27 protein-coding genes and 1 pseudogene are annotated in these 24,770 nt (G+C 74.4%); 17 read left to right on the top strand and 11 right to left on the bottom strand.

The features are described 5' to 3' along the window. Positions 1–108: 108 nt before the first annotated feature. The 3 genes from PU704_RS04980 to PU704_RS04970 all read left to right on the top strand — a co-directional run bounded on the left by PU704_RS04980 (position 109) and on the right by PU704_RS04970 (position 3,142). The gene (locus tag PU704_RS04980) at positions 109–1,911 is read left to right on the top strand and encodes a sensor histidine kinase (RefSeq protein ID WP_277550525.1); all 1,803 of its coding nucleotides are present in this window, start codon (positions 109–111) and stop codon (positions 1,909–1,911) included. Continuing rightward, the gene (locus PU704_RS04975; RefSeq protein ID WP_277550457.1) at positions 1,908–2,570 is read left to right on the top strand and encodes a response regulator; all 663 of its coding nucleotides are present in this window, start codon (positions 1,908–1,910) and stop codon (positions 2,568–2,570) included. The genes PU704_RS04980 and PU704_RS04975 overlap by 4 nt, the downstream gene beginning before the upstream one ends. 152 nt (positions 2,571–2,722) lie before the next feature. Further along, on the top strand, positions 2,723–3,142 hold the full coding sequence (locus PU704_RS04970; RefSeq protein WP_277550456.1) for a hypothetical protein: 420 nt from the start codon (positions 2,723–2,725) through the stop codon (positions 3,140–3,142). Between the two features lie 36 nt (positions 3,143–3,178). Here the strand turns inward: PU704_RS04970 and PU704_RS04965 are convergent, their stop codons facing one another. Continuing rightward, entirely contained in the window at positions 3,179–3,595 is a 417-nt protein-coding gene (locus PU704_RS04965) for a hypothetical protein (RefSeq protein ID WP_047802716.1), read from the bottom strand. A gap of 81 nt (positions 3,596–3,676) precedes the next feature. Here PU704_RS04965 and PU704_RS04960 point away from each other — a divergent pair, with 81 nt between their 5' ends. Next, a complete protein-coding gene (locus PU704_RS04960) occupies positions 3,677–4,435 on the top strand; it encodes an amidohydrolase family protein (protein ID WP_277550455.1) in 759 nt (252 codons plus the stop codon). A gap of 49 nt (positions 4,436–4,484) precedes the next feature. Here the strand turns inward: PU704_RS04960 and PU704_RS04955 are convergent, their stop codons facing one another. After that, positions 4,485–5,039 (bottom strand): dihydrofolate reductase family protein, encoded by a 555-nt coding sequence (locus PU704_RS04955; RefSeq protein ID WP_277550454.1) that lies wholly within the window; start codon positions 5,037–5,039, stop codon positions 4,485–4,487. Positions 5,040–5,177: 138 nt separating this feature from the next. Here PU704_RS04955 and PU704_RS04950 point away from each other — a divergent pair, with 138 nt between their 5' ends. Continuing rightward, positions 5,178–5,591, top strand: coding sequence for a VOC family protein (locus PU704_RS04950; RefSeq protein WP_277550453.1), 414 nt, complete (start codon positions 5,178–5,180; stop codon positions 5,589–5,591). A 101-nt stretch (positions 5,592–5,692) separates the two neighbouring features. Next, a pseudogene (locus PU704_RS20045) lies at positions 5,693–6,086 on the top strand (VOC family protein). Positions 6,087–6,141: 55 nt separating this feature from the next. On the opposite strand, the gene PU704_RS04940 reads toward PU704_RS20045, so the two are convergent. The 6 genes from PU704_RS04940 to PU704_RS04915 all read right to left on the bottom strand — a co-directional run bounded on the left by PU704_RS04940 (position 6,142) and on the right by PU704_RS04915 (position 10,991). Next, the gene (locus PU704_RS04940; protein WP_277550450.1) at positions 6,142–6,651 is read right to left on the bottom strand and encodes an SRPBCC domain-containing protein; all 510 of its coding nucleotides are present in this window, start codon (positions 6,649–6,651) and stop codon (positions 6,142–6,144) included. A gap of 116 nt (positions 6,652–6,767) precedes the next feature. Then, positions 6,768–7,337 carry a class I SAM-dependent methyltransferase gene (locus PU704_RS04935; RefSeq protein WP_277550448.1) on the bottom strand — a complete coding sequence of 190 codons (570 nt, stop codon included), beginning with the start codon at positions 7,335–7,337 and terminating at the stop codon, positions 6,768–6,770. Between the two features lie 2 nt (positions 7,338–7,339). Beyond that, positions 7,340–8,176 carry an ABC transporter permease gene (locus PU704_RS04930; protein WP_277550447.1) on the bottom strand — a complete coding sequence of 279 codons (837 nt, stop codon included), beginning with the start codon at positions 8,174–8,176 and terminating at the stop codon, positions 7,340–7,342. Continuing rightward, a complete protein-coding gene (locus PU704_RS04925) occupies positions 8,173–9,198 on the bottom strand; it encodes an ATP-binding cassette domain-containing protein (RefSeq protein WP_277550445.1) in 1,026 nt (341 codons plus the stop codon). Before PU704_RS04925 ends, PU704_RS04930 begins: the two co-directional genes overlap by 4 nt. Before the next feature lie 207 nt (positions 9,199–9,405). Next, on the bottom strand, positions 9,406–10,164 hold the full coding sequence (locus PU704_RS04920; protein WP_277550444.1) for an SDR family oxidoreductase: 759 nt from the start codon (positions 10,162–10,164) through the stop codon (positions 9,406–9,408). Between the two features lie 98 nt (positions 10,165–10,262). Then, the gene (locus PU704_RS04915) at positions 10,263–10,991 is read right to left on the bottom strand and encodes a beta-ketoacyl-ACP reductase (RefSeq protein WP_047802724.1); all 729 of its coding nucleotides are present in this window, start codon (positions 10,989–10,991) and stop codon (positions 10,263–10,265) included. Positions 10,992–11,166: 175 nt separating this feature from the next. On the opposite strand from PU704_RS04915, the gene PU704_RS04910 reads away from it, so the two are divergent. From PU704_RS04910 to PU704_RS04900, 3 genes are read left to right on the top strand one after another with little or no spacing between them, the layout of a single operon-like run. After that, on the top strand, positions 11,167–11,688 hold the full coding sequence (locus PU704_RS04910) for a DUF3099 domain-containing protein (RefSeq protein WP_277550443.1): 522 nt from the start codon (positions 11,167–11,169) through the stop codon (positions 11,686–11,688). Between the two features lie 56 nt (positions 11,689–11,744). Next, positions 11,745–12,023 carry a hypothetical protein gene (locus PU704_RS04905; RefSeq protein WP_277550442.1) on the top strand — a complete coding sequence of 93 codons (279 nt, stop codon included), beginning with the start codon at positions 11,745–11,747 and terminating at the stop codon, positions 12,021–12,023. Then, positions 12,020–13,012: an SURF1 family cytochrome oxidase biogenesis protein gene (locus tag PU704_RS04900; RefSeq protein WP_277550441.1), complete on the top strand. Its 993-nt coding sequence runs from the start codon at positions 12,020–12,022 to the stop codon at positions 13,010–13,012. The genes PU704_RS04905 and PU704_RS04900 overlap by 4 nt, the downstream gene beginning before the upstream one ends. Before the next feature lie 27 nt (positions 13,013–13,039). On the opposite strand, the gene mgtE is transcribed toward PU704_RS04900, so the two are convergent. From mgtE to PU704_RS04885, 3 genes are all read right to left on the bottom strand, one after another. Further along, positions 13,040–14,377, bottom strand: coding sequence for a magnesium transporter (mgtE, locus tag PU704_RS04895; RefSeq protein WP_277550440.1), 1,338 nt, complete (start codon positions 14,375–14,377; stop codon positions 13,040–13,042). 67 nt (positions 14,378–14,444) lie between these two features. Further along, positions 14,445–16,043, bottom strand: a complete 1,599-nt coding sequence (locus PU704_RS04890) for an ABC-F family ATP-binding cassette domain-containing protein (RefSeq protein ID WP_047802727.1) — start codon at positions 16,041–16,043, stop codon at positions 14,445–14,447. A 94-nt stretch (positions 16,044–16,137) separates the two neighbouring features. Continuing rightward, entirely contained in the window at positions 16,138–16,848 is a 711-nt protein-coding gene (locus tag PU704_RS04885) for a histidine phosphatase family protein (protein WP_277550439.1), read from the bottom strand. Between the two features lie 166 nt (positions 16,849–17,014). Here PU704_RS04885 and PU704_RS04880 point away from each other — a divergent pair, with 166 nt between their 5' ends. The 8 genes from PU704_RS04880 to PU704_RS04845 all read left to right on the top strand — a co-directional run bounded on the left by PU704_RS04880 (position 17,015) and on the right by PU704_RS04845 (position 24,758). Further along, entirely contained in the window at positions 17,015–17,983 is a 969-nt protein-coding gene (locus PU704_RS04880; RefSeq protein ID WP_277550438.1) for a glucosyl-3-phosphoglycerate synthase, read from the top strand. After that, complete coding sequence (locus PU704_RS04875; RefSeq protein ID WP_277550436.1) at positions 17,980–19,119, top strand: glycosyltransferase; 1,140 nt, start codon at positions 17,980–17,982, stop codon at positions 19,117–19,119. Before PU704_RS04880 ends, PU704_RS04875 begins: the two co-directional genes overlap by 4 nt. After that, positions 19,116–20,093, top strand: coding sequence for a Gfo/Idh/MocA family protein (locus PU704_RS04870; RefSeq protein ID WP_277550435.1), 978 nt, complete (start codon positions 19,116–19,118; stop codon positions 20,091–20,093). Before PU704_RS04875 ends, PU704_RS04870 begins: the two co-directional genes overlap by 4 nt. Further along, positions 20,090–21,184, top strand: coding sequence for a zinc-dependent alcohol dehydrogenase (locus tag PU704_RS04865; protein WP_277550434.1), 1,095 nt, complete (start codon positions 20,090–20,092; stop codon positions 21,182–21,184). The genes PU704_RS04870 and PU704_RS04865 overlap by 4 nt, the downstream gene beginning before the upstream one ends. 142 nt (positions 21,185–21,326) lie before the next feature. Further along, the gene (locus PU704_RS04860) at positions 21,327–22,775 is read left to right on the top strand and encodes an AI-2E family transporter (RefSeq protein ID WP_277550433.1); all 1,449 of its coding nucleotides are present in this window, start codon (positions 21,327–21,329) and stop codon (positions 22,773–22,775) included. Positions 22,776–22,785: 10 nt separating this feature from the next. Continuing rightward, positions 22,786–23,409 carry a biotin transporter BioY gene (locus PU704_RS04855; RefSeq protein ID WP_277550430.1) on the top strand — a complete coding sequence of 208 codons (624 nt, stop codon included), beginning with the start codon at positions 22,786–22,788 and terminating at the stop codon, positions 23,407–23,409. A gap of 3 nt (positions 23,410–23,412) precedes the next feature. After that, the gene (locus PU704_RS04850) at positions 23,413–24,150 is read left to right on the top strand and encodes an energy-coupling factor ABC transporter ATP-binding protein (protein WP_277550429.1); all 738 of its coding nucleotides are present in this window, start codon (positions 23,413–23,415) and stop codon (positions 24,148–24,150) included. Beyond that, entirely contained in the window at positions 24,147–24,758 is a 612-nt protein-coding gene (locus tag PU704_RS04845; RefSeq protein WP_277550427.1) for an energy-coupling factor transporter transmembrane component T family protein, read from the top strand. Before PU704_RS04850 ends, PU704_RS04845 begins: the two co-directional genes overlap by 4 nt. Positions 24,759–24,770 lie beyond the last annotated feature (12 nt).

The following is a 24,770-nucleotide window of genomic DNA, read 5'->3' as shown; positions in this document are numbered from 1 at the left end:
CGGGTCACCCGCCCCCGGCGGCCCGCTGCGGACCGCCACCCGCACGACCGCCCGGCCGGAGGAGGGACCGTGACGACACCCCGCGCACGGCCGGGCTTCCTGGCCCGGATGCTGCTGCTCCACCTGGCCGTGGTCGCGGCCGTCGTGCTCCTGTGCGGCGGGGTCTACGGCTGGCTGACCTACGAGCGGCTGGGCCGCGACGCCGAGGCCCAGGCCCTGGCGATCGCCCGTGCGGTGGCCGCCGACGACGACGTCCGCGCCGGCGTGGCCGGGTTGGCCGACGCGGACCCCGACCGGCTGGTCCCGGAGGTGCTGGCTGCCGGGGCCCTGCAGGACTCCGCCGAGGACACCCGCCGGCGCACGGGCGCGCTCTTCGTGGTGATCTTCGACGAGGACGGGATCCGCCTGTCGCACCCGAACCCGGCGCGACTCGGCGAACGGGTCAGCACCGACCCGGGCGAGCCGTTGGCCGGACGGGAGTTCACCGGCCAGGCCCGGGGCACGCTCGGCCGCTCCGCGCGCGCCAAGGTGCCCGTGCTCGCCCCCGGATCGGCGACCGAGGTGATCGGCGGGGTCAACGTCGGGTTCTCCCGGGCCGACGTCCTGGCGAGCCTGGAGGAGGACATCGCCCCGGTGGCCACCACCGCGGCCCTCGCCCTGGGGCTCGGGGCGGCCGCCTCCACCGCGATCGCCCGCCGGCTCAAGCGGCTCACCCTGGGCCTGGAGCCGGAGGAGATCGCCACGCTCGCGCAGAACCAGGAGGCCGTGCTGCGCGGGGTGGACGAGGGCGTCATCGGGGTCTCCCCCGGGGGCCTCATCACCGTGGTGAACCAGGAGGCCGGGCGGCTGCTCGGCCTCGACGACCCGTCCCGGCTCGTGGGCACGCCCCTGGCCGAGGCCGGCCTGCCCGGCTCCTTCCCCGGCCTGCTCGCCGCGGCCACCCCCGCGTCCCCGGCGGTGGAGCAGGTCGTGGGCCCGCACGTCCTCATCCTCTCGGCCCGTGCCGTGCGGCCCGCGGGGGCGGGACTGCCCGGACTGGGCTGGGTGGTGCTCGTGCGGGACCGCACCGAGCTGCAGTCCCTGACCCGGCAGCTGGACGCCGTGGGCGCGCTCAGCACGGCGCTGCGCGCCCAGCGCCACGAGTTCGCCAACCGTCTGCACACCATCACCGGCCTGCTGGCCCTGGGCGACACGGACGAGGCCCGCCGCTACGTCGCCGAACTGACCGAGACCGGACCCCTGACCTATCCCGCCGAGCAGGCCGAGCTGCTGCGGGACCCGTACCTGCAGGCCTTCATCGGCGCCAAGAGCGTCGAGGCCGCCGAGCGGGGGGTAATCCTGCGCATCGGCGAGGACACCCTCGTCCGCGGGCAGATCACCGATCCCCAGGACGTCACCACCGTGATCGGCAACCTCGTGGACAACGCCGTGCGCGCCGCCGTCCAGGGATCGGCCGAGGACCGGTGGGTCGAGGTCGAGCTGCTGGACGAGTGGGCCGGCGGCACCGGCACGCTGCACCTGGTGGTCGCCGACTCCGGCGACGGCCTGCCGGTGGCGGACCCCGAGCCGGTCTTCGCCCAGGGCTGGTCCACTGCCGCACCCCCCGCGGGTGCTGCCCCGGACGGCGCCGTCGCGGCGCTGGGGCTGCCGGAGGCCCACGGGCAGGGCTTCGGCCTGCCGCTCAGCCGGGAACTGGCGCGGCGCCGGGGCGGGGACGTGTGGGTGGCCGCCCCGGGCCGGCCGGGCGGCCCCGGGGCCGTCTTCTGCGCGCGGCTGCCAGGGACCGTGGTCCCCCGAGCCGGGGGCACCGGGTCGGGGAGCACCGGAGTCCGTGCCGCCGTGCGGCGCGGCGCAGGAACCGACGGCGAGACACCCGGGGGAACAGCCGCAGGAACAGGAGGAGCGGGATGAGCGAGGACCTGGTGGTCCTGGTGGTCGACGACGACTTCCACGTGGGGCGGCTGCACGCCGGCTACGTGAACGCCGTGCCGGGCTTCACGGCCCTGCCCCCGGTGGGGACCGCCGAGCAGGCCATGCGCACCGTGCACGCGCACCAGCCCGATCTGGTGCTGCTGGACGTGTACCTGCCCGACGCCCTCGGCCTGGACCTGCTGCGCGCCCTGGACGTGGACGTCATCATGCTCACCGCGGCGGCCGATCCCGTCTCTGTCCGGACCGCCGTGCGCCGCGGCGCGCTCGCATACCTGATCAAGCCCTTCACCGGGCCCCGGCTCGCCCGGACCCTGCGGGCCTACGCCCGGTACCGCCGCCTGCTGGCCGACCGGGACGGGCTCACCCAGGAGGGCGTGGACCGCGCCCTGCACGCGCTGCACCCGGCCGAGGCGACCCCCGGGGAGCGTCCGCGCTCCGCGACGGAGGCCTCGGTGCTGGCGGCGCTCGAGCCGGGGGCCCCGCTCTCGGCCGCGGAGATCGCCCGGAAGGTCGGCATCTCCCGCGCCACCGCCCAGCGCTACCTATCCGCGCTGGCCGAGGACGGCTCCGTGGAGATCCAGCTGCGCTACGGCAGCACCGGCCGGCCCGAGCACCGGTACGGGCCCGCCGCCCCCTGATCCCGCCCCCGTTCCCGGCACTGCGGCCCGCGGTCGCCCGTCACGAGGGGCGCCGGAGGCTCCCCAGCGCATAGGATCCCCGTGAGGGCACGAGCGACGGCACTCGCTCCGACGTCCGGCCACTCCTCCTCCACCGACAAGGACCCCACCTCATGCGCCGTTCCCCCGCCGCCGCGCTTGCCGCGACCGCCCTCGCCTCCGTGGTCCTCACCGGGTGCGGACTCACCACCGACTCGATCGCCGCCAGGATCCCCGCGGGCGGGGCCACCTTCGACGACGCCCTGGGACTGCGCGAGGCCGTCATCGACGCCGGTGTGGAGTGCCCCGGCGAGCAGCAGCTGCGCGACACCCAGGGAGGTACGGGCAGCACCGTCCTGCCCTGCGACTACAACCTGCTGCTCGCCGTGGCGGACGGCGAGCAGATGACGCAGCAGCTGAGGGACAACCTCCAGGCGATCCCCGGGATCCACTACCTGCACGCGGGCAACTGGGTGGTCGCCTCGGACGACCGCGGACAGCTCGAGCGGGTCCAGGAGGAGCTCGGGGGCGAGATCAGCTCCACGGATTCCTGAGCGCCCGGCCGCCGCGGCCCGCCGGCGCGGACGGGCTCAGGCCCGGCGCAGGTCCAGCCAGTAGACGTCCTGCTCCGTGTCGTGGCGCAGCAGCTTCACCACCGGCCCCTCGTAGACCTCGAACGCCCGGACCACCAGCTCCCGGACGTCCCGGGTGGCCACGGTGACCGTTCCGCCCAGGTCGTCGTCGGCGGTCTCGCGCACCACCACGACCCGGCCCGGATCCACCCAGGAGGCCTCGCCCTCCGCGTCGCGCAGCACGTCCAGCGCGTACTCGAGCTCCTCCGCGCCGGTGTCCGCGAAGACGTCCAGGCGCACGGCCTCGGGATGCCGGCGGGTGAGCTCCTCGGCCACCAGGCGCAGCAGCTTCCGGGCATAGGTCCGCCGGGCACGCTCCAGGGCGTCCTCGGCGGCCCGCAGCGTCTCCTCGGGGGGCAGGGTGGTCGTGCTCATCGGCAGACAGCCTATGCGCGCCGGCGCCGGAACCCGCGCAGGGACCCGCGAGCCGACGGACGGGTCCGGCACAATGACAGGATGATCGACGCCCACCTGCACATCGTCGACCTGCGCTTCCCGCTCGAGCCCAACCAGGGCTACGTGCCGGCGGCGTTCACGGTCGCCGACTACATCCGGCGCACCCGCTCGCTGGGCGTGCAGGGCGGTGCCGTGGTCAGCGGCTCCTTCCAGGGCCACGACCAGAGCTATCTGGCGGCGGCGCTGGCCGACCTGGGTCCCGGCTTCGCCGGGGTGACGCAGCTGCCGGCCTCGGTGCCGGACGAGCAGGTCCTGGCGCTGCACCGGATCGGGGTGCGGGCGATCCGGTTCAACCTCCGCCGGGGCGCGGACGCGGACCCGGCGCGGATCGAGCGGCTGGCCCGGCGGGTGCACGAGCTCGCCGGGTGGCACGCGGAGTTCTACCTCGACGGCTCCTCCCTGGAGGCCCTCGCCCCGGTGCTGCGCCGGCTGCCGCGGGCCTGCGTGGACCACCTGGGGATGACCGCCGACGCGCAGCCGCAGCTGCTGCCGCTCGTGGAGCGGGGCCTCAAGGTCAAGGCCACGGGCTTCGGCCGGGTGGAGCTGGACGTGCCCCGGGCGCTGCGGGACGTCCACGCCGCGGACCCCACCGCGCTGCTCTTCGGCACGGACCTGCCGAGCACCCGGGCGCGGCGGGCCTTCCGGGACGACGACGTGGACCTCGTCGCGGCCGTGCTCGGCGAGGACGCCGCGGCCGCGGTGCTGCACGACAACGCCGCGGCCTGGTACGGGCTCCCCCGCTCCGGCCCGCTGGACTGATCCCGCGGCCCGCACCGCCCTCCGTGCGACCGGCGCGGACCGGGGCGCGCTACTCCGGCCGGATCCGCCGCTCGGGGCCCTCCAGGGCGTAGCGCAGCTCCACCGCCCCGCCCTCGAAGTGCGTGGTGCGCTGCAGCCGCAGGTCGTGGGCCTCCTCCGTCGGGAGCACAGGGTGCCCGGCCCCCAGCGCGATCGGCATGCAGGTCAGCCACAGCTCGTCGAGCAGACCGGCGTCCGCGAACTGGGCCGCCAGCCGGCCGCCGCCCACCACCCACAGGTTGCGCCCGCCCGCGGAGTCCGTCACGGCGCGGGCGTGCACGCCCACCGGTCCGCTGACGAAGCGCAGGTCGGCCCCCGAAGGCCGGGGCAGGTCCCGGTGGGTGAACACCCACACCGGCAGGTCGCCGTAGGCCCAGCCGCCCTGCCCCAGGACGAACTCGTAGGTGCTCGCGCCCATCGCCAGCGCACCGACCTCGGCCAGGAACGCGTCGTAGTGCTCCTGGTACGCCTCGAAGCCGTACTGCAGCAACCAGTCCAGGTGGTTCTCACGGTCGGCGATGTAGCCGTCCGCGCTGGCCGCCACGTAGTACTGCGTCCTGCCCATGGACACCAGGCTACGCGTGCTCGCCGGGCCCGGTCCGCGGGCCCGTAACGGATCCGGCGGCAGCCGCGCCGGTGTTCCGTCCCCGCCGGGCCGGGGCCATGATGGGGGCATCGACCCATTCGACACGGAGGACGGCCCATGCCCGTGCAGCTCAACCCCTACCTCACGTTCCGGGACACGGCCGAGGAGGCCATGACCCACTACCGCTCCGTGTTCGGCGGGCAGCTGACGATCAGCCGGTTCGCCGAGTACGGCGCCGGTGACGGTCCGGCCGAGCAGCACAAGGTCATGCACGCGATGCTGACCACCGACCAGGGCGTGGTGCTCATGGCCTCCGACACCCCCGACAGCATGGACCTGACCGTCGGGGACAACATCTCGGTCTCCGTGGGCGGTGACGACGAGGCGGTGCTGCGCCGCTGGTGGGACGGCCTGAGCGACGGCGGGACGGTCACGATGCCCCTCGAGCCGGCTCCCTGGGGCGGCCTCTTCGGCATGTGCACCGACCGGTTCGGCGTCCACTGGATGATCAGCATCGACGACGGCGCCTGACCCGCCCCGTCCTGTTCGACCATCTCCGGAGCGACCGGCTCCCGCTCCACCGTCTCCTGTTCGAACGGCTCCCGTTCCGCCGCGCCGAGGAGGGCCGCCCCATGCGGATCACCCACACCCGGGTCCTCGTCGACGACCAGCAGCAGGCCCTGCTGTTCTACACCGGCAAGCTCGGGTTCATGGTCGAGCACGACCTCCACACGGGGAGCGGCCGCCGGCTCACGGTCGTCTCCCCCCAGGCGCCCGATGGCGTGGAGCTCGAGCTGGCGCCCGCCGACCACTCCACGGCGGGTCGGTTCAGGGCCGCGCTCGTGGCCGACGGGATCCCCGTTCACGAGCTTCGCCGTGCGGGACGTGCAGGCGGAGTACGAACGGCTCGTGGAGCGCGGCGTGCGCTTCGTCCAGCCGCCCACGACGACCGGCGCCACCACGGCCGCCGTGCTCGACGACGCGTGCGGCAACCTCATCCGGATCGAGAGCGGCAGCCCCGCCTGACCGCCGTGCCGGACGCCCGCCGGCCCGGCCGCCCCGCCCGGATCGGGAGCGGCGGTCAGCCCCGTGCGTGCAGCTCGTCGGCCAGCGCCCGGTAGTACTGGGCCATGGCGGGGTGGTAGTTCCGGGCGAAGTCCAGCTCGTCCGGGTCCCGGCCGCTCTCGGCGGCGACCATCCGGTCCAGGTAGTACTCCCAGCCGGGTCCGACGGAGTCGAGGTCCCCGGCCGCGGGGTACCGGTGCGTCAGCCGCACCACGGTGGTCCCGTCGCCGTCCTCGAGGTCGAGGTCCACCCGCCAGGCGTCGGCCGTCGTGCCGAGGGTGACGGCCAGGTGCCGCGGCGGTGCGCACCGGCGGAGCAGCACGGGTTCCGGCCGGTCGGCGCCCTCCGCGGTCATGAGCACCCCGACCCGTCCGGAGGAGGGGTCGCCGCTCCAGGTGCCGTACCAGCGGCCGAGCCGGCCGGGGTCGGTGACAGCGGCCCAGAGCTCCTCGAGCGGCGCCGGCAGGGTGCGCGACAGGACGAGGTGTCCGGCGGGGTCGAGGCGTCCGGTGGGCTGTGCGGTCATGGCTGCTCCTCGCTGGGGTCCGTGCCGGCGGGAACGTCCGGGGCGCGGGGCGGTCGGCTCACTGCCGGGTCCCCCATGGGTAGCACCCCCGGCCGGTACGGGGCGTCACAGAGCCGTCACCTTCGCCGGACGGGAGGCGCGGCAGGAGGCGCGGCGGGCTCCCCGCCGGCCGGGGCACCCGCCAGGACCCCGCTGCCCCGGTCCTCGACCAGCACGAGCGGCGCGACGAATCCGTGCGCGTCCACCGCGGCCCGCACCCGCCGCAGCACGTCGGCCTGCCGCCCCGGGCGCGGTCCCGGCCCGTAGGCGACGAGCAGCGTGCCGCCCGGTGCGAGGGCCTGCCGCAGGACGGACAGCTCGGCAGCCGCCGGCGTGGTCCAGAAGAGGTTCACGTCCACCGCGAACGCGACGTCGAAGGAGGCCGCCGGAACCGACAGCTCTGCGAGGGCGACCTGCCGGACGGTGAGCACGCCGGCCCGCACCGCGCCGAGGTTGCGCTCGACGGTCCTGGTGACGGCGGTCGCGGAGCGGTCGAGCGCGAGCACGTGTCCTCCACCGGTCCGCGCGCACACCAGCCCGGCGGCCGCGCCGGACCCGCAGCCCACCTCCAGCACCCGGCGCCCCGGCCGCAGCGGCAGCTGATCGACGGCCCACCGGACCCGCTCGGGCACCGTGCGCGGCGCCACGGCTAGCGCGAGCTCACGGTGGCGAACTTGCGCAGGCACAGCGGCACGAACACCACGAGCAGCAGCACGCTGCCGGCGACCACGGTCAGGACCGGGTGCTGCATCGGCCACACGTCGGGCACGGGGGCGGAGCCGGTGTTGCCGAACAGCTGACGGGCGGCCTGCACGAGGGCGGAGACGGGGTTCCAGTTGGCGAAGGTCTCGAGCGGGCCCGGGAGGTTCTGGGACTGCACGAACGCGTTGGAGATGAACGTCAGCGGGAACAGGATGATGAAGGAGGCGTTGTTCACGGTCTCCGGGCTGCGCACGCTCATCCCCACCAGCGCCATGACCCAGCTGAACGCGTAGCTGAACAGCAGCAGCAGGGCGATCCCGGCGAGGAACGACCCGACCGACGTGGTGAACCGCCAGCCGACCACGAAGCCCGTGCCGATCATGATCACCATGGACACGGCGTTGAGCACCAGGTCGCTGTTGGTGCGCCCCACCAGCACGGCCGAGGGGCTCATCGGCAGCGTCCGGAAGCGGTCCACGATCCCCTCCTTGAGGTCCTGGGCCATGCCCGCCCCGGAGAACGTGGAGCCGAAGAGCACGGTCTGCCCGAAGATCCCGGCCATCAGGTACTGGGTGTAGTCGGTTCCCTGGACCTGGATCGACCCTCCGTAGACCTGGCTGAACAGGAGCACGAACATCACCGGCTGGAGCACGGCGAAGACCAGAAGGTCCGGTGAGCGCCGCAGCCTGATCAGGTTGCGCTGGGTGACGGTCCAGCCGTCGGCGGCCCAGCTGCCGAGGCCGGCGCGCGGGCTGGTCGCCCCCGGCAGCGTGCGGGTGCTCACCGGTGCCGCCCGTCCCCGGACGCGGCCACGGCGGCGCCGGCGTCCTGTGCGTCCGGACCGGGTCCCGCGGCGGTCGGGTGCCCGGTGAGGGAGAGGAACACGTCGTCGAGCGTGGGCCGGCGCATCCCGGCGTCGTGCAGGCGCACGCCCTCGGTGTCGAGGTCGGCGAGGATCCGCTGCAGCGCCGGCGGGCCCTCCCGGACGGCGACCTCCAGCTCCCGTCCCGGTTCGGCCGGCACGGGGGCGCCCTCCCCGTGCCGGGCGAGCACGGCCGCGGCCCGCCCGGCGTCGGCACCGTCCTGCAGCACGACCACGACGCGGTGCCCGCCCACCTGGGCCTTGAGCTCGTCCGGGGTGCCCGCCGCGATGACGCTGCCGTCGTCGATGACGGAGATCTCGTCGGCGAGCTGGTCGGCCTCCTCGAGGTACTGGGTGGTCAGCAGCACCGTGGTGCCGTCCGCCACCAGCGAGCGGATCACCTCCCACAGGCCGATCCGGCTGCGCGGGTCGAGCCCGGTGGTCGGTTCGTCCAGGAACAGGACACGGGGCCGGATGACCAGCGCCCCGGCGAGGTCGAGGCGGCGCCGCATGCCTCCCGAGTACCCCTTCACGGGCCGGTCCCCGGCCTCCTCGAGGCCGAACAGCTCCAGCAGCTCCGTGGCCCGCCGGCGGGCGGCGGCACCGCCCAGGTGGTAGAGCCGGCCCACCATCCGCAGGTTCTCGGTGCCGGTGAGGTTCTCGTCGACCGCGGCGTACTGGCCGGAGGCGCCGATCATCCGCCGGATCCGTGCGGGCTCGGCGACCACGTCCACCCCGTCGATCCGCGCCGTGCCGGAGTCCGGGACGACGAGCGTGGTGAGCACCTTCACGACCGTGGTCTTCCCGGCGCCGTTCGGGCCCAGGAGTCCCTTGACGATGCCCTCCGGCACCGACAGGTCGAGACCGGCCAGGGCGTGGACGGTGCGCGTGCGCGACCGGTAGGCCTTGGTGAGCCCCTCGACCTCGATGAGCGGACGGGTCATGGCGCGGCCCCCTTCCGGGGCGCACGGCCCCTGTCCCGGCCGGTCCCGCCTCGTTCCCGGGGCCGGCCGCCGGATCGACGACGTGAGAAGTATCTCACCCGCCCCGGACAGCGCACCGGGCCGGGGACGGGAACGGCGCCGCTCCGGCCGGGGACACCCGGGCGGAGCGGCGCCGCTGCCTCGTCGTACGCCGGGGCCCCGGCGGGGCTACTCCTGCCCGGCCTGGGCGAGGAAGTCGTCGGCCCCGCCGACGAGCTCCACGTGCCCGGTGGGGACCTCGGCCGTGACCATCCGCGTGATCTCCTCGGCGAACTCCCGCACGGAGTAGAGCTTGCCCGCGGCCTCGCGGCGCTGCTCGAGCGCGCCCGGCCGGGCCCGGTTGAGCAGGGTGGCGGTCACCGTGCCCTCGATCATGTCCCCCGAGACCACCACGAACGTGATGCCCCTCTCCGTCAGCTCGGGGATGCGGGCGGTGAGCGTGTCCTCGCCGGCGCGCTTGGACTTCGCGACCTGCACGTACTCGGGCATGGTCTCGACGTCGTTGATGAAGTGCGCCTGGTGGCTGGTGACGAAGACCACGCGCCCGCCCTCGGGCAGGTGCTCTAGGGCGGCGGTGAGGGTGTCGTCCTGGGCGTCCCGGTTGAGCCGGAGCGCGTAGTCCTCGCCGAGGTCCGACTCCATCCCGCCGGAGGCGTTGAGCACGAGCACGTCCACGCCGCCGAAGGCCTCCACGGCCCGGCCGAAGAGGCCGCGGACGTCCTCGGGGACGGTCATGTCGGCCTGCACCGCGATCGCGCGGCCGCCGGCCTCCTCGATCTCCCGCACCACCTTGTTGGCGCGGGGCGCCTTCTGCCGGTAGTTGACGACGACGTTGGCGCCCTGGGCGGCCAGCAGCTTGGCGGTGTCGGCGCCGACGCCGCGCGAGGATCCGGTGACGACCGCGGTCTTGCCTGCGAGTGAACTCATGGTGCTCCTTCGGTGGAACGTGTGCGTGGAGGACGCGCGCGGGGAGCGCGCAGTGGACGGTGTGCGGTGGAACGTGCGGGGAACCGGGTGGGCGGGGCTCAGTGGCCCATGCCCAGGCCGCCGTCCACGGGGATGACGGCGCCGGAGACGTACTTCGCCTCGTCGGAGGCGACCCAGCGCACGACCGCCGCGACCTCCTCGGGCTCGGCGAAGCGGCCGGCCGGGATGGAGGCGAGATAGTTCTGCTGGGTCTCCTCGGGCAGGGCCGCGGTCATCTCCGTGTTGATGAACCCTGGAGCCACGACGTTGGCGGTCACGTTGCGTCCGCCCAGCTCACGGGTGATCGAGCGGGCCATGCCGACCAGCCCCGCCTTCGAGGCGGCGTAGTTGACCTGGCCGGGCGAGCCGTAGAGCCCCACCACGGAGGAGATGAGCACCACGCGGCCCCGCTTGAGCCGCATGAAACCCTTCGCGGCGCGCTGGACCACCCGGAAGGCTCCGGTGAGGTTGGTGTCCACGACGTCCTGGAAGTCCTGCTCCTTCATCCGCAGCAGCAGGGTGTCGCGGGTGATCCCGGCGTTGGCGACGACCACCTCGACGGGGCCGAACTCGGCCTCGACGGCCTTGTACGCGGCGTCGATCGACGCGGCGTCCGTGACGTCGGCCTGCACCGCGAAGAAGCCCTCGGGCGCCTCCCCGGAGCGGTAGGTGACGGCCACGTTGTCCCCGCCGTCCCGGAAGGCCTGCGCGATGGCCCGTCCGATCCCGCGGTTGCCGCCGGTCACGAGGACGGTGCGGGGGGCCGGGCTGCGCTGCTCGTCTGCCATGGGGAACGGTGCCTTTCGGTCGGGGTGGCCGGGCCCGCCGTCCGCACAGGAGGCGGGGCCCGGGGAAGATCCCTCCGATCCTACCGGGCCACCCGGGCGACCGACCGGTAGCCTCCGGGAGGCCATGCCGGATGTCAGACCCCGGTGAGAGAATGGAACGTCTGTTGGGAGGACCATGAGCAATCGCTATCTGACGACCGGCGAGACCGCCGGTCAGGACGACGTCCACTCCATCACGGCCACGGCCGGATCGCACACGCAGGACATGAACCACCGGATGAAGGTCTACAGCATCCAGATGGGCCTGCGGATCCTGTGCCTGCTCGTGTTCGTGGCGGTGGACACCATCTGGGTCCGCGGCGTCGCGATCCTCGGCGTCGCCATCCTGCCCTGGATGGCGGTGCTGCTGGCGAACAGCAACGACCGCTCCACGCGGACCAGCCGCTACTACGAGCCACCGGCGGCCCCGGCGCTGGCGGCCGCCCCCGAGCCGGCGCCGCGGGCGGCGCCGCCGGCGATCGACTTCGTGCTCGAGGGCGAGTTCACCACCGGCCACGCGGAGGACGGGGACCCGCACGGCACGGAGGGTCTGAGGAGCGGGAGCACCGGGACGGGGCGCACCGCCGCTCCCAGCGGGGATCCGGCTTCCTCCGCTACTGTCGAGGACGACACCTCCCGGCGCCGCGGCGCGGCCTGAGCCCGCCGCGGGCTGCGCCGGGACCCCGACCGCAGACCCTGAGGAGCACGACCGCCGTGGAGTTCGACCTGCTCGGATCGCTGTCCCCGCGAGGGTCCGGCGCTCCCCCGGCCGGGCCCGACACCCCCCAGTGCTCCCGCAAGGGCTGCCGCGCGGACGCCGCCTGGCAGATCCGCTGGAACAACCCCCGCCTCCACGCCCCGGAGCGCCGCAAGATCTGGCTGGCGTGCCCGGACCACCGCGAGGACCTCGAGCAGTTCCTGGGCGCCCGCGGCTTCTGGAAGGACACCGTCCCGCTCGGCCACGAGGGTCCGGCGGAGGAGGGCCGGCGGTGAGCGAGTACCGGTTCCTGCTCAGCGGGAAGTGGCTCCTCTGGTTCCTGCTGGCCTGCGCCGCCGCGGCCCTGGCCGTGTACCTGGGCGGTTGGCAGATGGACCGCAACGACCACCTGGTCGGGGAGAACGCCAAGATCACGCAGAACTACCGGGCCGACCCGCTCACCGGGGACGAGGCGGCCGCCCAGTTCACCGCCCTCGACGAACGGCTCACCTGGCACCCGGTGACCCTGACCGGGCAGTACCTGCCCGAGGAGGAGGTCCTGGTGCGCAACCGTCCCCAGGACGGGCAGGTGGGCTACGAGGTCCTCGTCCCCTTCCGCACCCAGGACGGGGACGTGGTGGTGCTGGACCGCGGCTGGATCCCCACCGGCTCGGCCGCCAACGGAATGCCCGACGAGGTCCCCGATCCGCCCGCCGGTCAGGTCACCGTCACCGCACGGCTGCAACCCGGCGAGCCCGCCGTGGACCGCGGCGCCCCGGAGGGCCAGATCGCCACCATCGACCTCGAGGAGCTCCGGCAGCGGTGGGGTCTGCCGATCGGCACGGCCGCCTTCGCGGAGGTCTTCGGCGAGGACCCGGCCCCGGCCGTGGCGCCGGTGCCGCCGCCCGAGCCCGAGATCGACTCCGGGCCGCACCTGTCCTACTCCCTGCAGTGGTACGCGTTCGCGGCCCTGTTCTTCGTGGCCTACGGCTACGCCGCCCGGCAGCAGGCCCGCAACGACGAGTGGGACCGCCAGTACGCCGCGGAGATGGAGCGCCACCTCTCCCAGTTCTACGACGAGGACGGCACCTACATCGGCGAGGGCGACGAGGAGCTCGTCATCCGGCAGATGGAGATGGCCGACGACATGCCCCCGCACCTGAAGTCCCTGATGCGCCCGAAACCGCGGCGCCGGCGCGCCCGCCCCAGCTGGGAGGACGAGGAGGACGCCCTGCTGGACGCCCTCGAGCGCGACGCGGCCCCCTCGGGCGGTGAGGCCCGCTGACCGGGGGCGCCGTCCTCGCGCGTGCCGTCAGAGCCCCAGCACGGCGGTCGCGATGAGGAAGTACACGACCAGCCCGGAGGCGTCGACGAACGTGGTGATGAACGGATTGGAGAACACCGCGGGGTCGACCTTGAGGGCTCGTGCCACCAGGGGCATGACCCCGCCCACGGTCGCGGCGAGCACGCACACGGACAGCAGCGTCAGGCCGATCACCGCCCCCACCGCCCAGCCGTAGAGCAGGCCCACGCCCAGGAGGCCGGCGGTGCCCAGCGCGGCGCCCAGCAGCGCGCCGACCCGCACCTCGCGGAAGGCCACACGCCCCACGTCCCGGACCCGCACGTCCCCGAGCGCCACGGCCCGGGTGACCGTGGTCGCCGCCTGGTTGCCCGTGTTCCCGCCCGTGCCGATCAGCAGCGGGATGAACACGCTGAGCACCACCATCTGCTCCAGCGTGGCCTCGAACACCTCGAGCACCCGCACGGTGAGCGTCGCCCCGACCGCCAGGACGAGGAGCCACACGACGCGTGAGCGGACGATGGCGCGCACCGGCGTCGACAGGTACGGCCGCCGCAGCGGTTCCGCCCCGCCCGACCGGGCGACGTCCTCGGACTCCGCCTCCTCGAGGACGTCCAGGGCGTCGTCGAAGGTGAGGATGCCGACCAGCCGGTCGGTGCCGTCGACCACGGGCAGGGCGAGCAGCTTCTCCTCCGCGCACCGGCGGGCGGCCTCCTCCGCCGGCGTGTGGGCCTCCACGGTCACCGCCTCGCGCAGGATCTGCCCGAGGGGCGCGGACCCGTCCGTGGCGAGGAGGCGCCGGAGCCCCACGATGCCGCACAGCCGCTGCTGCCCGTCCAGGACGGGCAGCGCGTACACGGTCTCGGCGTCGTGGATCCGCTCCAGCACCGCGGCCCGGGCCTGCTCCACCGTCATCGCCCGGTCCAGGGCCACGAACTCGGGGCTCATCCTGCGACCCACGGAACCGGGAGGATAGCCCATGACCAGCCCGGTCGCGTCCTGCTCCTCCGGGGAGAGATCCACCAGCAAGGTGCGGGCCACGGTCACCGGGAGCTCGTCGAGGAGCCTGACCCGGTCGTCCGGGTCCAGCTCCGCCACGAGTCCGCTGACCTCCTCGGACTGCAGCGCCGTCAGCAGCTCACTCTGCAGCGGCGTGTCGAGGCGTCCGAAGGCCTGGAAGGCGGCCTCGCGCGGCAGCAGCCGGTAGACCACGGCACGCTCCGGCGCCGACAGGCGTTCGAGCAGCTCCACCTGCTCCGCCAGGTCCCACTGCAGCACCCGGTCACGGACCTCCTCGAGGTCGTGCTGGCGCAGTCCCGCGCGGATCCGGTCCCGGAGCGAGGTGTCCACGTCACGTCCTTCCGTGCCGGGTCGCCCCCGGCCTCCGTCGCGGCGGTCCCCGCCGGGCATCCGGGAATCAGGCCAGGGAGATGAGATCCTGGTACTCCTGGCTCCACAGGTCCTCGGTGCCGTCGGGAAGGATCACCACGCGCTCGGGGTCCAGCGCCTCCACCGCGCCCTCGTCGTGGGAGACGAGCACGACCGCGCCCTCGTAGGTGCGCAGGGCGTTGAGGATCTCGCGGCGGGAGGCCGGGTCCAGGTTGTTCGTCGGCTCGTCGAGCAGCAGCACGTTGGCCGAGGACGCCACGAGCGTGGCCAGCGCCAGCCGGGTCTTCTCGCCGCCGGAGAGCACCCCGGCGGGCTTGGAGACGTCGTCGCCCTGGAAGAGGAACGAGCCCAGGACGTTGCGGACCTCCGTGTCGGCGAGGTCGGGGGCCGCGGAGCGCATGTTCTCCAGGACGGTGCGCTGCGGGTCCAGGGTGTCGTGCTCCTGGGCGAAGTAGCCGAGCTTGAGCCCGTGGCCGGGGATCACCTCTCCGGTGTCGGGCTCCGCCTCCCCGGCGAGCATCCGCAGCAGCGTGGTCTTGCCGGCGCCGTTGAAGCCGAGGATCACCACGCGGGAGCCCTTGTCGATGGCGAGGTCCACGTCGTTGAAGATCTCCAGGGACCCGTAGGACTTCGACAGGTCCCGCGCGGTGAGCGGGGTCTTGCCGCAGTCGGCGGGCTTGGGGAAGCGGATGTTCGCGACCTTGTCGGCCTGGCGCTCGCCCTCCAGGCCCTGCATGAGCCGCTCGGCGCGCTTGATCATCTGCTGGGCGGCCACGGCCTTGCTGGCCTTGGCGCGCATCTTGTTCGCCTGGTCCATCAGCGCGGTGGCCTTCTTCTCCGCGTTGGCGTACTCGCGCTTGCGGCGGTGGGCGTCCTGCTCGCGCTGGAGCAGGTAGTTCTTCCAGCCCATGTTGTACAGGTCGATGACGCAGCGGTTGGCGTCCAGGTACAGGACCTTGTTGACCACCATCTCCATGAGCTCGACGTCGTGGGAGATCACGAGCAGCCCGCCCTGGAAGTTCTTCAGGAACTCCCGCAGCCAGACGACCGAGTCGGCGTCCAGGTGGTTGGTCGGCTCGTCCAGGAGCATGATGTCGGCGTCCGAGAACAGGATCCGCGCCAGCTCCACGCGGCGGCGCTGACCGCCGGAGAGGGTGCGCAGCGGCTGGCTCAGGATGCGCTCCGGCAGGTCGAGGTTGGAGGTGATCGTCGCCGCCTCGGACTCGGCCGCGTAGCCGCCGCCGGCGAGGAACTCCGCCTCGAGCCGGTCGTAGCCGCGCATCGCCCTGTCCCGCACGGCGTCGTCCTCGGAGGCCATGTCCTGCTCGGCCGCGCGCAGCCGGGCGACGACGCCCGCCAGATTGCGGGCGGAGAGGATCCGGTCCCGGGCGAGCTGCTCCATGTCCTCGACCTTGGGGTCCTGCGGGAGGTAGCCGATCGCCCCCGTGCGCGTGACGGTCCCGGCCGCGGGCAGGGTCTCCCCCGCGAGGACCTTCGTCATCGTCGTCTTGCCGGCGCCGTTGCGGCCGACGAGCCCGATCCTGTCCCCCCTGTCCACGCGGAAGTTGACCTCGTCCATGAGCAGCCGGGCACCGGCACGCAGTTCGAGGTTCTGGACAGTGATCACGGAGGAGACCTTTCGGCAGGGTGCGGGGCGGGGTCAGCGCCCGAACGGGCAACCCATCCATCCTACCGGCCCCCGTTCCCCGGCGGCACCCCGCTCAGCCGGCCGGGTCCGCGTTCTTGCTCACGTGGTGGGCCGGCATCTCGTCGGCCAGCGCCGACGACTCGCCCGGCAGGGTGCGCGCGTTGTAGTCGGCGACCTGCCAGCCCCGGTGCGGGTGCTCCTGCAGCACGGTCCAGGCGCAGTTGGCCATCCCGGCGAACATGTCCCGGAGCTCGGGCGGGGCCCCCAGGAAGGCCAGCAGCCCGCTGCGCAGGGCCGCGCCGTGGCCGACGAGCACCCCGGTGCGGCCCTCCTCGAGCGCGGCCGCGGCGTCGCCGAGCACGGCCGCCATCCGGGCGTCGACCTCCGAGGGCAGCTCTGCCCCGGGCACCCGGTAGTCCTCCTGGGTGAAGAACCGCTCGTAGACGTCGGGGTGGCTCTCGCGGAACTCGGCGAAGGTGGTGCCCTGCCGGATGCCCACGTCGTACTCGCGCAGCCGGGCGTCGAGCCGGAGCTCGAGGCCGGTGAGGGCCGCGAGCTCCCGGGCGGTGTGCCGGGCCCGCTGCAGGTCGCTCGACCACACGAACGCGGGCTCCATCGCCGCGAGCACCGGCGCCACGCTCCGGGCCTGCCGGCGCCCCACCGGGTCCAGCGGGATGTCGGCCTGCCCCTGGGCGCGCTTCTCGACGTTCCACGCTGTGCGCCCGTGACGCCACAGCACCAGGCGCCTGCGCCCCGCTGCCGGATCGGTCCCCTGCTGGCTCATCCCTGCCTCTCGTCGGCGGCCCCGTACCCGTCCCCACTTCCGCGTCGGCGACATAATCGTGCGGGTCTTCCCGGCGGGCGGGAGCGCTCGGTATCGTCCGACGGCAACTGGTCGGTCACCTGCCAGTATTCCCCATCGTCATTTCCCAGCGGCGGAAGCGGGCAGCATGCGACAGGACGTCCAGCGGTGGTTCGGCACCCGCAGCTACCACGCCCGGCAGTGGTCCCCGGAGCAGCTCTGCGGCCGGAAGGCCGGCACGAGGGTCAGCGTGGTGCTGCCGGCCCGCGACGAGGCCGCGACGGTGGGCCGGATCGTCGCCGCGCTGCGGCGGGAGCTCATGGAGGACGTGGCGCTGGTCGACGAGCTGGTCGTGATCGACTCGGACTCCACGGACGCCACGGCGGCGGTCGCCGCGGCGGCCGGGGCCCGCGTGCACCGGCAGGCGGAGATCCTGCCCGCCCACGGCAACGTCCCCGGCAAGGGCGAGGCCTTGTGGAAGTCCCTGGCCGTGACCACCGGGGACGTGCTCGCGTTCGTCGACGCGGACCTGCGGGAGTTCGACACGCGCTTCGTCGTGGGGCTGCTGGGTCCGCTGCTGACCGAGCCGGGGGTGCAGTTCGTGAAGAGCTGCTACGACCGCCCGCTGCACGACGGCACCACCATCCTGCCCGCCGGCGGCGGGCGGGTCACGGAGCTGGTGGCCCGCCCGCTGCTCAACCTGTTCTGGCCGCAGCTGGCTGGTCTGGTCCAGCCGCTGGCCGGGGAGTACGCCGGGCGCCGGGCGCTGCTGGAGAGGGTGCCCTTCGTCTCCGGGTACGGGGTGGAGATCGCGATGCTCATCGACGTCCTGGAGGCCGTGGGCCTGGACGCCATGGCCCAGGTGGACCTGGGCGTGCGCTCGCACCGCAACTCGTCGGACGCGGCCCTGGCGCGGATGGCCGCCCAGATCCAGCTCACGGTCCAGGCGCGGCTGCGCTGCGAGGCCCCGGTGGCCGGCGAGCACGGTCAGCTCGTGCAGTTCCTGCGCCAGGGCGAGCGGTTCCTCGCCGAGACCCACGACGTCAGCGTCCGCGAGCGCCCGCCCATGGCGGGCGTCCCCGAGTACCGGGCCCGGTTCGTCGGCCGCGTCGCATGAGCGGGCTTCGGGTGCTCGTGAACGCGGGCCCCTGGCTGCCCGTGCCCCCGTCCGGCTACGGCGGGATCGAGACGGTGGTCGCCACCCTGGTGCCGGAGCTGCGGCGGGCGGGGGTGCACGTCACGCTGGCCACCGTGGGGCCCAGCACGCTCGAGGCGGACGACCACCTGCGGCCGCTGCCGGAGCCGGCGTTCCGGTCGATCGCGATGCCCTACAACCGGGTCTCCGGCATCGCCCACGCCCACATGCAGGTCCTGGTGGAGGCCCTGCGGGACCAGGACCGCTGGGACGTGGTGCACGACCATCTGGAGGTCGTGGGCCCCTCCGTGCTCGCCGCCATGGGCAGGGCCGCCCCGCCGACCCTGCAGACCCTGCACTGGGACCTGCGCAAGCACGCGGAGTTCTACTCGGCGTTCGACGGCCGCGGACGGGTGCGCTTCGCCGCGGTCTCCGCCTCCCAGCTCGAGAGGGCTCCGGCGAACCTGCGCCGGCAGACGCTGGGCGTGGTGCCGCTGGCGGCGCCGCCGCCGCTCGAGGTGTCGGCGCCCCCCGGTGAGCACGCGCTGGTGCTGGCGAGGATCACCGCCGACAAGGCCCAGGACGTGGCGGCGCGGATCTGCCGCCGGGCCGGGGTGCCCCTCGTCCTGGCCGGCCCCGTGGCCGGGATCGACGACCCGGAGGAGCTGGAGTACCGGCTCGCCGAGGGCGACGAGGCGCTGGGCGCCCACCCCGACGTCCGCTACTGGCTCGACGAGGTGCGGCCCCTGGTCGACGGCACGTCGGTGACCTGGGTGGGCGGCGTGGCCGGCGAGCGCAAGGAGCGGCTGCTCCGCTCCGCCCGGGCCCTGCTGAGCCCCATCCGCTGGGCCGAGCCCGGCGCCACCGGCGTGGTCGAGGCGCTGGCCCGGGGGGTGCCGGTGGTCGGGACTCCCCGCGGGGTGCTGCCGTCGCTCGTCGAGCACGGGCGGACCGGGTTCCTGGCCGCCGAGGAGGACGACCTCGTCCGGCACCTGCACGAGCTCGACACCCTGGACCCGCAGGCGTGCCGAGAGGCCGCCGAGCAGTGGACGCCGGTGGGCATGGCCCGGCGCTACCTGGACCTGTACCACCGGCTGCTGGAGGAGAACCCCGCATGACGCTCAGGATCGCCCTCGTCGGGGCCGGCTCGGTGGCCCGGCGCCACGTCGGGGTGCTGCACGGGCTGGGCGGGGCCCGCGTGGTCAGCGTGACCGACGCGCACCGTCCTGCCGCCGAGGCCCTCGCGGCCGAGCTCGACGTCCCGTGCTTCACCGACCCGGACCCGGCCCTCGACGCGGTGGAGGCCGACGCCGTGTACGTCTGCGTCCCGCCCTTCGCCCACGGGCCCGCGGAGCTCGCCGCCCTGGAGCGCGGCAAGGCGCTGTTCGTGGAGAAGCCCGTGGGCCTCGCCCTGGACGTCGCCGAGCGGATCGGCCGGCAGGTCGAGGAGACCGGGGTCGTCACGGGCACCGGCTACCACTGGCGCTGTCTGGACACCGCCGTGCTGGCCCGTGACCTGCTCGCGGAGGCCCCGCCGCTGCTGGCCAACGGCTACTGGCTCGACAAGCGTCCGCCGGTGCCCTGGTGGGGCCGGGCGGACCGCTCGGGCGGGCAGGTCGTCGAGCAGCTGACGCACGTGCTGGACACGGCCCGTTTCCTGCTCGGCGAGGCCGTGGAGGTCTACGCCGCCGGGGTCCGCGGCACCCCGGACGGCACCGGCCCGGACGACGGCGACGTCGACGACGCGACCGCCGCCACCGTCCGGTTCCGGTCCGGGGCGGTCGCCACCCTGGCGGCAACCTCCGCGCTGGCCGTCAAGCACCGCGCCGCTCTGCACACGGTCAGCCGCGGCCTGGTCCTGGAGCTGGCCGAGGACGGGCTCACGGCCTTCTGGCCCGCCGAGCGCACCGAGCACGCCCCGGCCGAGGACCCGCGGATCGCCGTGGACCGGGAGTTCCTCGAGGCCGTGCGCGGTGAGCGCGAGACCACCCGGGTGCCCTACGGCGAGGCGCTGCGGACCCACCGGCTCGCCTGCGCCATCGCGCAGTCGGCCCGCACGGGCCGGGCAGTGGCACTGGAGGAGCTCGGGTGAGCGCCCGGCGCAATATCGTGGTGCCCGCCCGGGGACGGCTCGAGATCGCCGAGGAGGAGCTGCCGGAGGTGCCGCAGGGCGGACTGCTCCTGGAGACGCTGGTCACCGGGCTGTCGGCCGGCACGGAGCTGGCCTTCCTCAAGGGAGACCACCCGGGCCTGCACTCGCGGCACGACACCGAGCTCGGCCTGTTCCACCCCGGCGTGCCCGAGCAGGGCTACCCCGTGCGCCGGCTGGGCTACATGGAGGTCGCCCGGGTGGCCGAGTCCCGCACCCAGGCCTTCCGGGCGGGCGACGTTCTGGCCTCGGCCTACGGCCACGCCACCGCCCACGTCGCCGACCCGCTGAGCGAGCACCTGGTGCCGCTGCCCGCCGGGCTCGACCCGCTGCTGGGCGTGTTCGTGGCCCACTTCGGCCCGATCTGCGCCAACGGGCTGCTGCACGCGGCCGCCGACGCCGGGCCGGTGCGCGGCCTCGGTGACGGCGTGGCAGGGAGGCTGGTGCTCGTCACCGGCGCCGGCCCGGTGGGCCTGGTCACCGGGTTGTTCGCCCGGGCGCTCGGCGCCCGGGAGGTGGCCGTGGCCGACGCCGACCCGCGCCGGCGGGCGGTCGCGGAGCGGCTGGGCTTCCTCCCGCTGGACCTCGCCGACGACCCGGGGCGGGTGCTCAAGACCCGCTGGCGCCACGGTCCGGGCGAGCACGGGGCCGACGTCGTGTTCCAGTGCCGCGGCAAGCCCGGCGCGCTGCACGCGGCGCTGCGGGCCGTCCGGCCCCAGGGCAGCGTGATCGACCTGGCGTTCTACACCGAGGGCGCGGACGCGGTGCGGCTGGGCGAGGAGTTCCACCACAACGGGCTGAGCCTGCGCTGCGCCCAGATCGGGCGGGTGCCCCGCGGTCTCGCCCACGCCTGGGACCGGGCCCGGCTCTCCGCGGAGACGATCCGGCTGCTGGGCGCCCACGCCGCGGAGGTCCGCGAGCACCTGATCAGCGACGTCGTGGGCTTCGACGACGCACCGGCGCTCATGCGCGACGTCGCGGCCCGCCGCCGGCACGTGCTGACCGCGGTGTTCGAGGTCGACGGCCCCGCCTGACCAGTGCCGACGCACCGGCGCGGCGGGCCCGCGTGCGCCCCGACCGGTGGACACTCTTCCGTCAGCCGCCTTAGGGTTGGACCGAGCGCGGACGTCGTCGCACGACCGCACCCCCGACCGCAGCCTTCCCCGAGGAGCCCGCATGGCCACGTCGTCCCGCCCGGACCAACCACCCCGCCGCTCCGGCGGCTCGTCGACCGCCCCGCTGCACGCCGAGAGCGTCCTCGGGGGCCGGACCGACCCCGGCACCAGCGGGGTCCCGGCCATGGGCCCCGGGGTCGAGCCCGCCGGCTTCGAGGAGACCACCCAGGCGCTCGCCCCCGCCGTGGGACCGTGGGCGGACTCGCTCGGCCGGGCCGGTTCCCGCGCCGCCCAGACGCTGCTCGTGGCCACCGTGCTGGTCGGCGTCGTCTGGGTCCTGCTGCAGATCAAGGTCGTGGTCATCGCGGCCATGGTCGCCCTGATCCTCGCCTCCGCCGTGGGGCCGGTCGTGAAGTGGCTCGAGCGCAAGGGCTGGTCGAACCTGCTCGCGACCCTCACCGCGTTCCTCGGCATCCTGCTGCTGCTCGGCGGCGTGATCACCGGCATCGTGCTCACCGTGCGCGCCCAGTGGGAGACGCTGGCGTCCCAGGCGTCGGAGGGCTGGAACGAGCTGCGCCGCCTGCTCGAGTCCACCCCGCTGCCCGTGGACACCGCCAGCATCGACGCCGCGCTGCGCCGGGTCGGGGACTTCGTCAGCAGCGGCAGCTTCGCCGGCAGCGCCCTCAGCGGGCTCTCCGCGGCCGCGTCCTTCATCACCGGTCTCGTCCTGATGATCGTCATCCTCTTCTTCTTCCTCAAGGACGCCGAGAAGATGTGGAACTTCACGCTGCGCTGGTTCCGGGGTGAGCGCCGCGCCAAGCTCGCCGAGTCCGTGGACCGCGGGGCGCAGGTGCTGGGCGGCTACGTGCGCGGCACCGCGCTCGTCGCGCTCATCGACGCCGTCTTCATCGGCGTGGGCCTCGTGCTCGTGGGCGTCCCGCTGGCTCTCCCGCTCGCCGTGCTGGTGTTCGTCACCGCCTTCATCCCCGTGGTCGGCGCCACCATCGCCGGCATCATCGCCGCCCTGGTCGCTCTCGTGACGAACGGACCCGTGGAGGCGCTGATCGTCGTGGGCATCATCGTGTTGGTCAACCAGATCGAGGGCAACATCCTGCAGCCGATCATCATGGGCCGCACCCTCAGTCTGCACGCGCTCATCGTCCTGCTCGCCCTGACCGTCGGCACCCTGGTCGGCGGCATCTTCGGCGCCATCCTGGCCGTGCCCTACACCGCCGTGGCGTGGGCCGTGATCCAGATCTGGTCCAGCCGCTACCAGGTCGGGGACGACCCCGTGCTGGGGTCGGACCCGGTGAACCCCAAGGACCGTGTCGAGTCCAAGGCCACGATGGCCGAGCGCTGGAAGTACCAGCGGATGCGCTACCAGCAGGCGCTGGGCGGGCGTTTCGGCGCCACGGAGCGCGACGCCGTCCGGCAGGACGACAGCACCGACGACGCCCCGCAGTCGGCCGGCAGGAGCACCGGTTCCGGCGAGAGCGCGCGCAAGCCCTAGTCTGGGAACCATGACCAACACCGAACGCCGCCGCTCCGTCACCGCCGAGGACCTCGCGAACATCGCCGTCTTCGCGGCCCTCACCGCGGCCCTGTCCGTCCTGCCCGGCATCCCGCTGGGCGGGGCGGGGGTGCCGCTGACGCTGCAGACCCTCGCCGTGTTCCTCACGGGCCTGGTCCTGGGCGGGACGCGCGGACTCCTGGCGGTGGCGCTCTACGTCCTGGTCGGGCTGATCGGCGTGCCGATCTTCGCCGGCTTCCGCGGCGGCCTCGGTGTGCTCGCGGGACCCTCCGCCGGCTACATCCTGGCCTTCCCCTTCGCCGCGGCCGCCGCGGGCTACGTGGCGCAGTGGCTGATCCCGGCCCGCCGGGCCGGGGACGGCGGAGCCACCAACGCCCGCTACGAGCGCACCGGCACGTACACGCTGCGGCTGGTGCTCGCCGCGCTCGCCGGGTTCGTGGTGATCCGGGTCGGCGGCATCGCCGGCCTCGTGCTCAACGCGCAGCTGCCGCTCCAGGACGCCTTCCTCGCGGACCTCGTGTTCTGGCCCGGGGACCTGGTCAAGTGCGTGCTCGCCGCGGTCATCGCCGTGGGCGTGCACAAGGCGTTCCCCCGGATCGCGGGCACGCGCTGACCCGTGGCCGGCTGCCCCGGGGCCGAGGCCCTCGTGTGCTCCGACGTCACCGTCACCGCCCCCACCACCTCCGGTGAGCTGACCCTGCTGCGCGGGGTGGACGTGGCCCTTCCCGAGCGGCGGGTCGCCGTGGTCGGGCTCAACGGGTCCGGCAAGTCCACGTTCCTGCGCCTGTTCAACGGCCTCGCCCGCCCGGCCTCGGGCGAGGTCACCGTGCACGGCATCGACGTGGCCCGCGACGTGCGCGCCGCCCGCCGGCACGTGGGCTTCGTCTTCACCGATCCCCTCTCCCAGCTGGTCATGCCCACCCCCGTGGAGGACGTCGAGCTGTCCCTGCGCGGGACCGGCCTCCCCCGCGCCCGACGCCGCGCCGCGGCCCTCGCGCTGCTCGGGCGCGTGGGGATCGCCCACCGGGCCGAGCACAGCATCTACGACCTCTCCGGCGGGGAGCGCCAGCTCGCGGCCTTCGCGGCCGTGCTGGCCGTGGAGCCTGAAGTGCTCGTGCTGGACGAGCCCACGACCCTGCTGGACCTCCGCAACCGCGGGCGCCTGATCGGGCTGCTCGACGGGCTGCCGCACCAGCTGCTGATCTCCACGCACGACCTCGGGCTCGCGGCGACCGCATCCCGCGTCCTGGTCCTGCACGAGGGGCGCCTGGTGGCCGACGGCCGCCCCGAGCAGGTCCTGCCCGCCTACGAGCGCTGGTGCGCGCACGGCTTCCCCCAGGAGGCCGCCCCGTGAGCCGCGGCCCGGACCTGTTCGGCAGCTACACCCCCGGCACGAGCCTGCTGCACCGGGCCCCGCTGTGGAGCAAGGGATTAGGCATCGTCGTCGTGACCGTGGCCGTGGTCCTCGCCCCGTCGTGGCCGGTCCCGGCCGCGCTGACCGCGGGACTCCTGGTGGCGGGCACCGCCGCCGGCGTCCGGGCTCGCGAGTGGTGGCGCGGACTGGCCCCCGCGCTGCCCGTACTGGTCCTGCTGGGCGTCTACCACGTCCTCACCACCGGACCGGGCCAGGCGGCCGACGTGCTGGCCACCATCGTGGTCTTCCTCGTCGTCACCCGCGTGCTGATGCACACCACTCCCCTGCCCGAGCTGCTCGACGGCGTCGTGTGGCTGTGCACCCCGGTGCGGCTCGTCGGCGCCGACCCCGAGCGGATCGGCCTGGCCGTGTCCCTGATGCTGCGCTCGATCCCGTTCGTCGTCGGCGCCGTGGGCGAACTGCGGGACGCCGTGCGCGCCCGCGGGCTGCGCCCCAACCCGGTGCTGCTGGTCACGCCCGCGGTGATCTCCACGGTGGCCTACGCAGAGCGCACCGGTCAGGCCCTCGCCGCCCGTGGATTCGACTGAGCGGCACCGCAC

The sequence above is a fragment of the Kocuria oceani genome (assembly GCF_029524215.1).
Lineage (GTDB): Bacteria > Actinomycetota > Actinomycetes > Actinomycetales > Micrococcaceae > Kocuria > Kocuria oceani.
This window is presented reverse-complemented; position numbering and strand designations above follow the sequence as displayed.

What these genes read in the sequence shown, in the direction of transcription:
- PU704_RS04980 (WP_277550525.1), top strand. Translation starts at nt 109, where the DNA reads ATGCTGCTGCTCCACCTGGCCGTGGTCGCGGCCGTCGTGCTCCTGTGC.
- PU704_RS04975 (WP_277550457.1), top strand. Translation starts at nt 1,908, where the DNA reads ATGAGCGAGGACCTGGTGGTCCTGGTGGTCGACGACGACTTCCACGTG.
- PU704_RS04970 (WP_277550456.1), top strand. Translation starts at nt 2,723, where the DNA reads ATGCGCCGTTCCCCCGCCGCCGCGCTTGCCGCGACCGCCCTCGCCTCC.
- PU704_RS04965 (WP_047802716.1), bottom strand. Translation starts at nt 3,595, where the DNA reads ATGAGCACGACCACCCTGCCCCCCGAGGAGACGCTGCGGGCCGCCGAG.
- PU704_RS04960 (WP_277550455.1), top strand. Translation starts at nt 3,677, where the DNA reads ATGATCGACGCCCACCTGCACATCGTCGACCTGCGCTTCCCGCTCGAG.
- PU704_RS04955 (WP_277550454.1), bottom strand. Translation starts at nt 5,039, where the DNA reads ATGGGCAGGACGCAGTACTACGTGGCGGCCAGCGCGGACGGCTACATC.
- PU704_RS04950 (WP_277550453.1), top strand. Translation starts at nt 5,178, where the DNA reads ATGCCCGTGCAGCTCAACCCCTACCTCACGTTCCGGGACACGGCCGAG.
- PU704_RS04940 (WP_277550450.1), bottom strand. Translation starts at nt 6,651, where the DNA reads ATGACCGCACAGCCCACCGGACGCCTCGACCCCGCCGGACACCTCGTC.
- PU704_RS04925 (WP_277550445.1), bottom strand. Translation starts at nt 9,198, where the DNA reads ATGACCCGTCCGCTCATCGAGGTCGAGGGGCTCACCAAGGCCTACCGG.
- PU704_RS04920 (WP_277550444.1), bottom strand. Translation starts at nt 10,164, where the DNA reads ATGAGTTCACTCGCAGGCAAGACCGCGGTCGTCACCGGATCCTCGCGC.
- PU704_RS04915 (WP_047802724.1), bottom strand. Translation starts at nt 10,991, where the DNA reads ATGGCAGACGAGCAGCGCAGCCCGGCCCCCCGCACCGTCCTCGTGACC.
- PU704_RS04910 (WP_277550443.1), top strand. Translation starts at nt 11,167, where the DNA reads ATGAGCAATCGCTATCTGACGACCGGCGAGACCGCCGGTCAGGACGAC.
- PU704_RS04885 (WP_277550439.1), bottom strand. Translation starts at nt 16,848, where the DNA reads ATGAGCCAGCAGGGGACCGATCCGGCAGCGGGGCGCAGGCGCCTGGTG.
- PU704_RS04880 (WP_277550438.1), top strand. Translation starts at nt 17,015, where the DNA reads ATGCGACAGGACGTCCAGCGGTGGTTCGGCACCCGCAGCTACCACGCC.
- PU704_RS04875 (WP_277550436.1), top strand. Translation starts at nt 17,980, where the DNA reads ATGAGCGGGCTTCGGGTGCTCGTGAACGCGGGCCCCTGGCTGCCCGTG.
- PU704_RS04870 (WP_277550435.1), top strand. Translation starts at nt 19,116, where the DNA reads ATGACGCTCAGGATCGCCCTCGTCGGGGCCGGCTCGGTGGCCCGGCGC.
- PU704_RS04860 (WP_277550433.1), top strand. Translation starts at nt 21,327, where the DNA reads ATGGCCACGTCGTCCCGCCCGGACCAACCACCCCGCCGCTCCGGCGGC.
- PU704_RS04855 (WP_277550430.1), top strand. Translation starts at nt 22,786, where the DNA reads ATGACCAACACCGAACGCCGCCGCTCCGTCACCGCCGAGGACCTCGCG.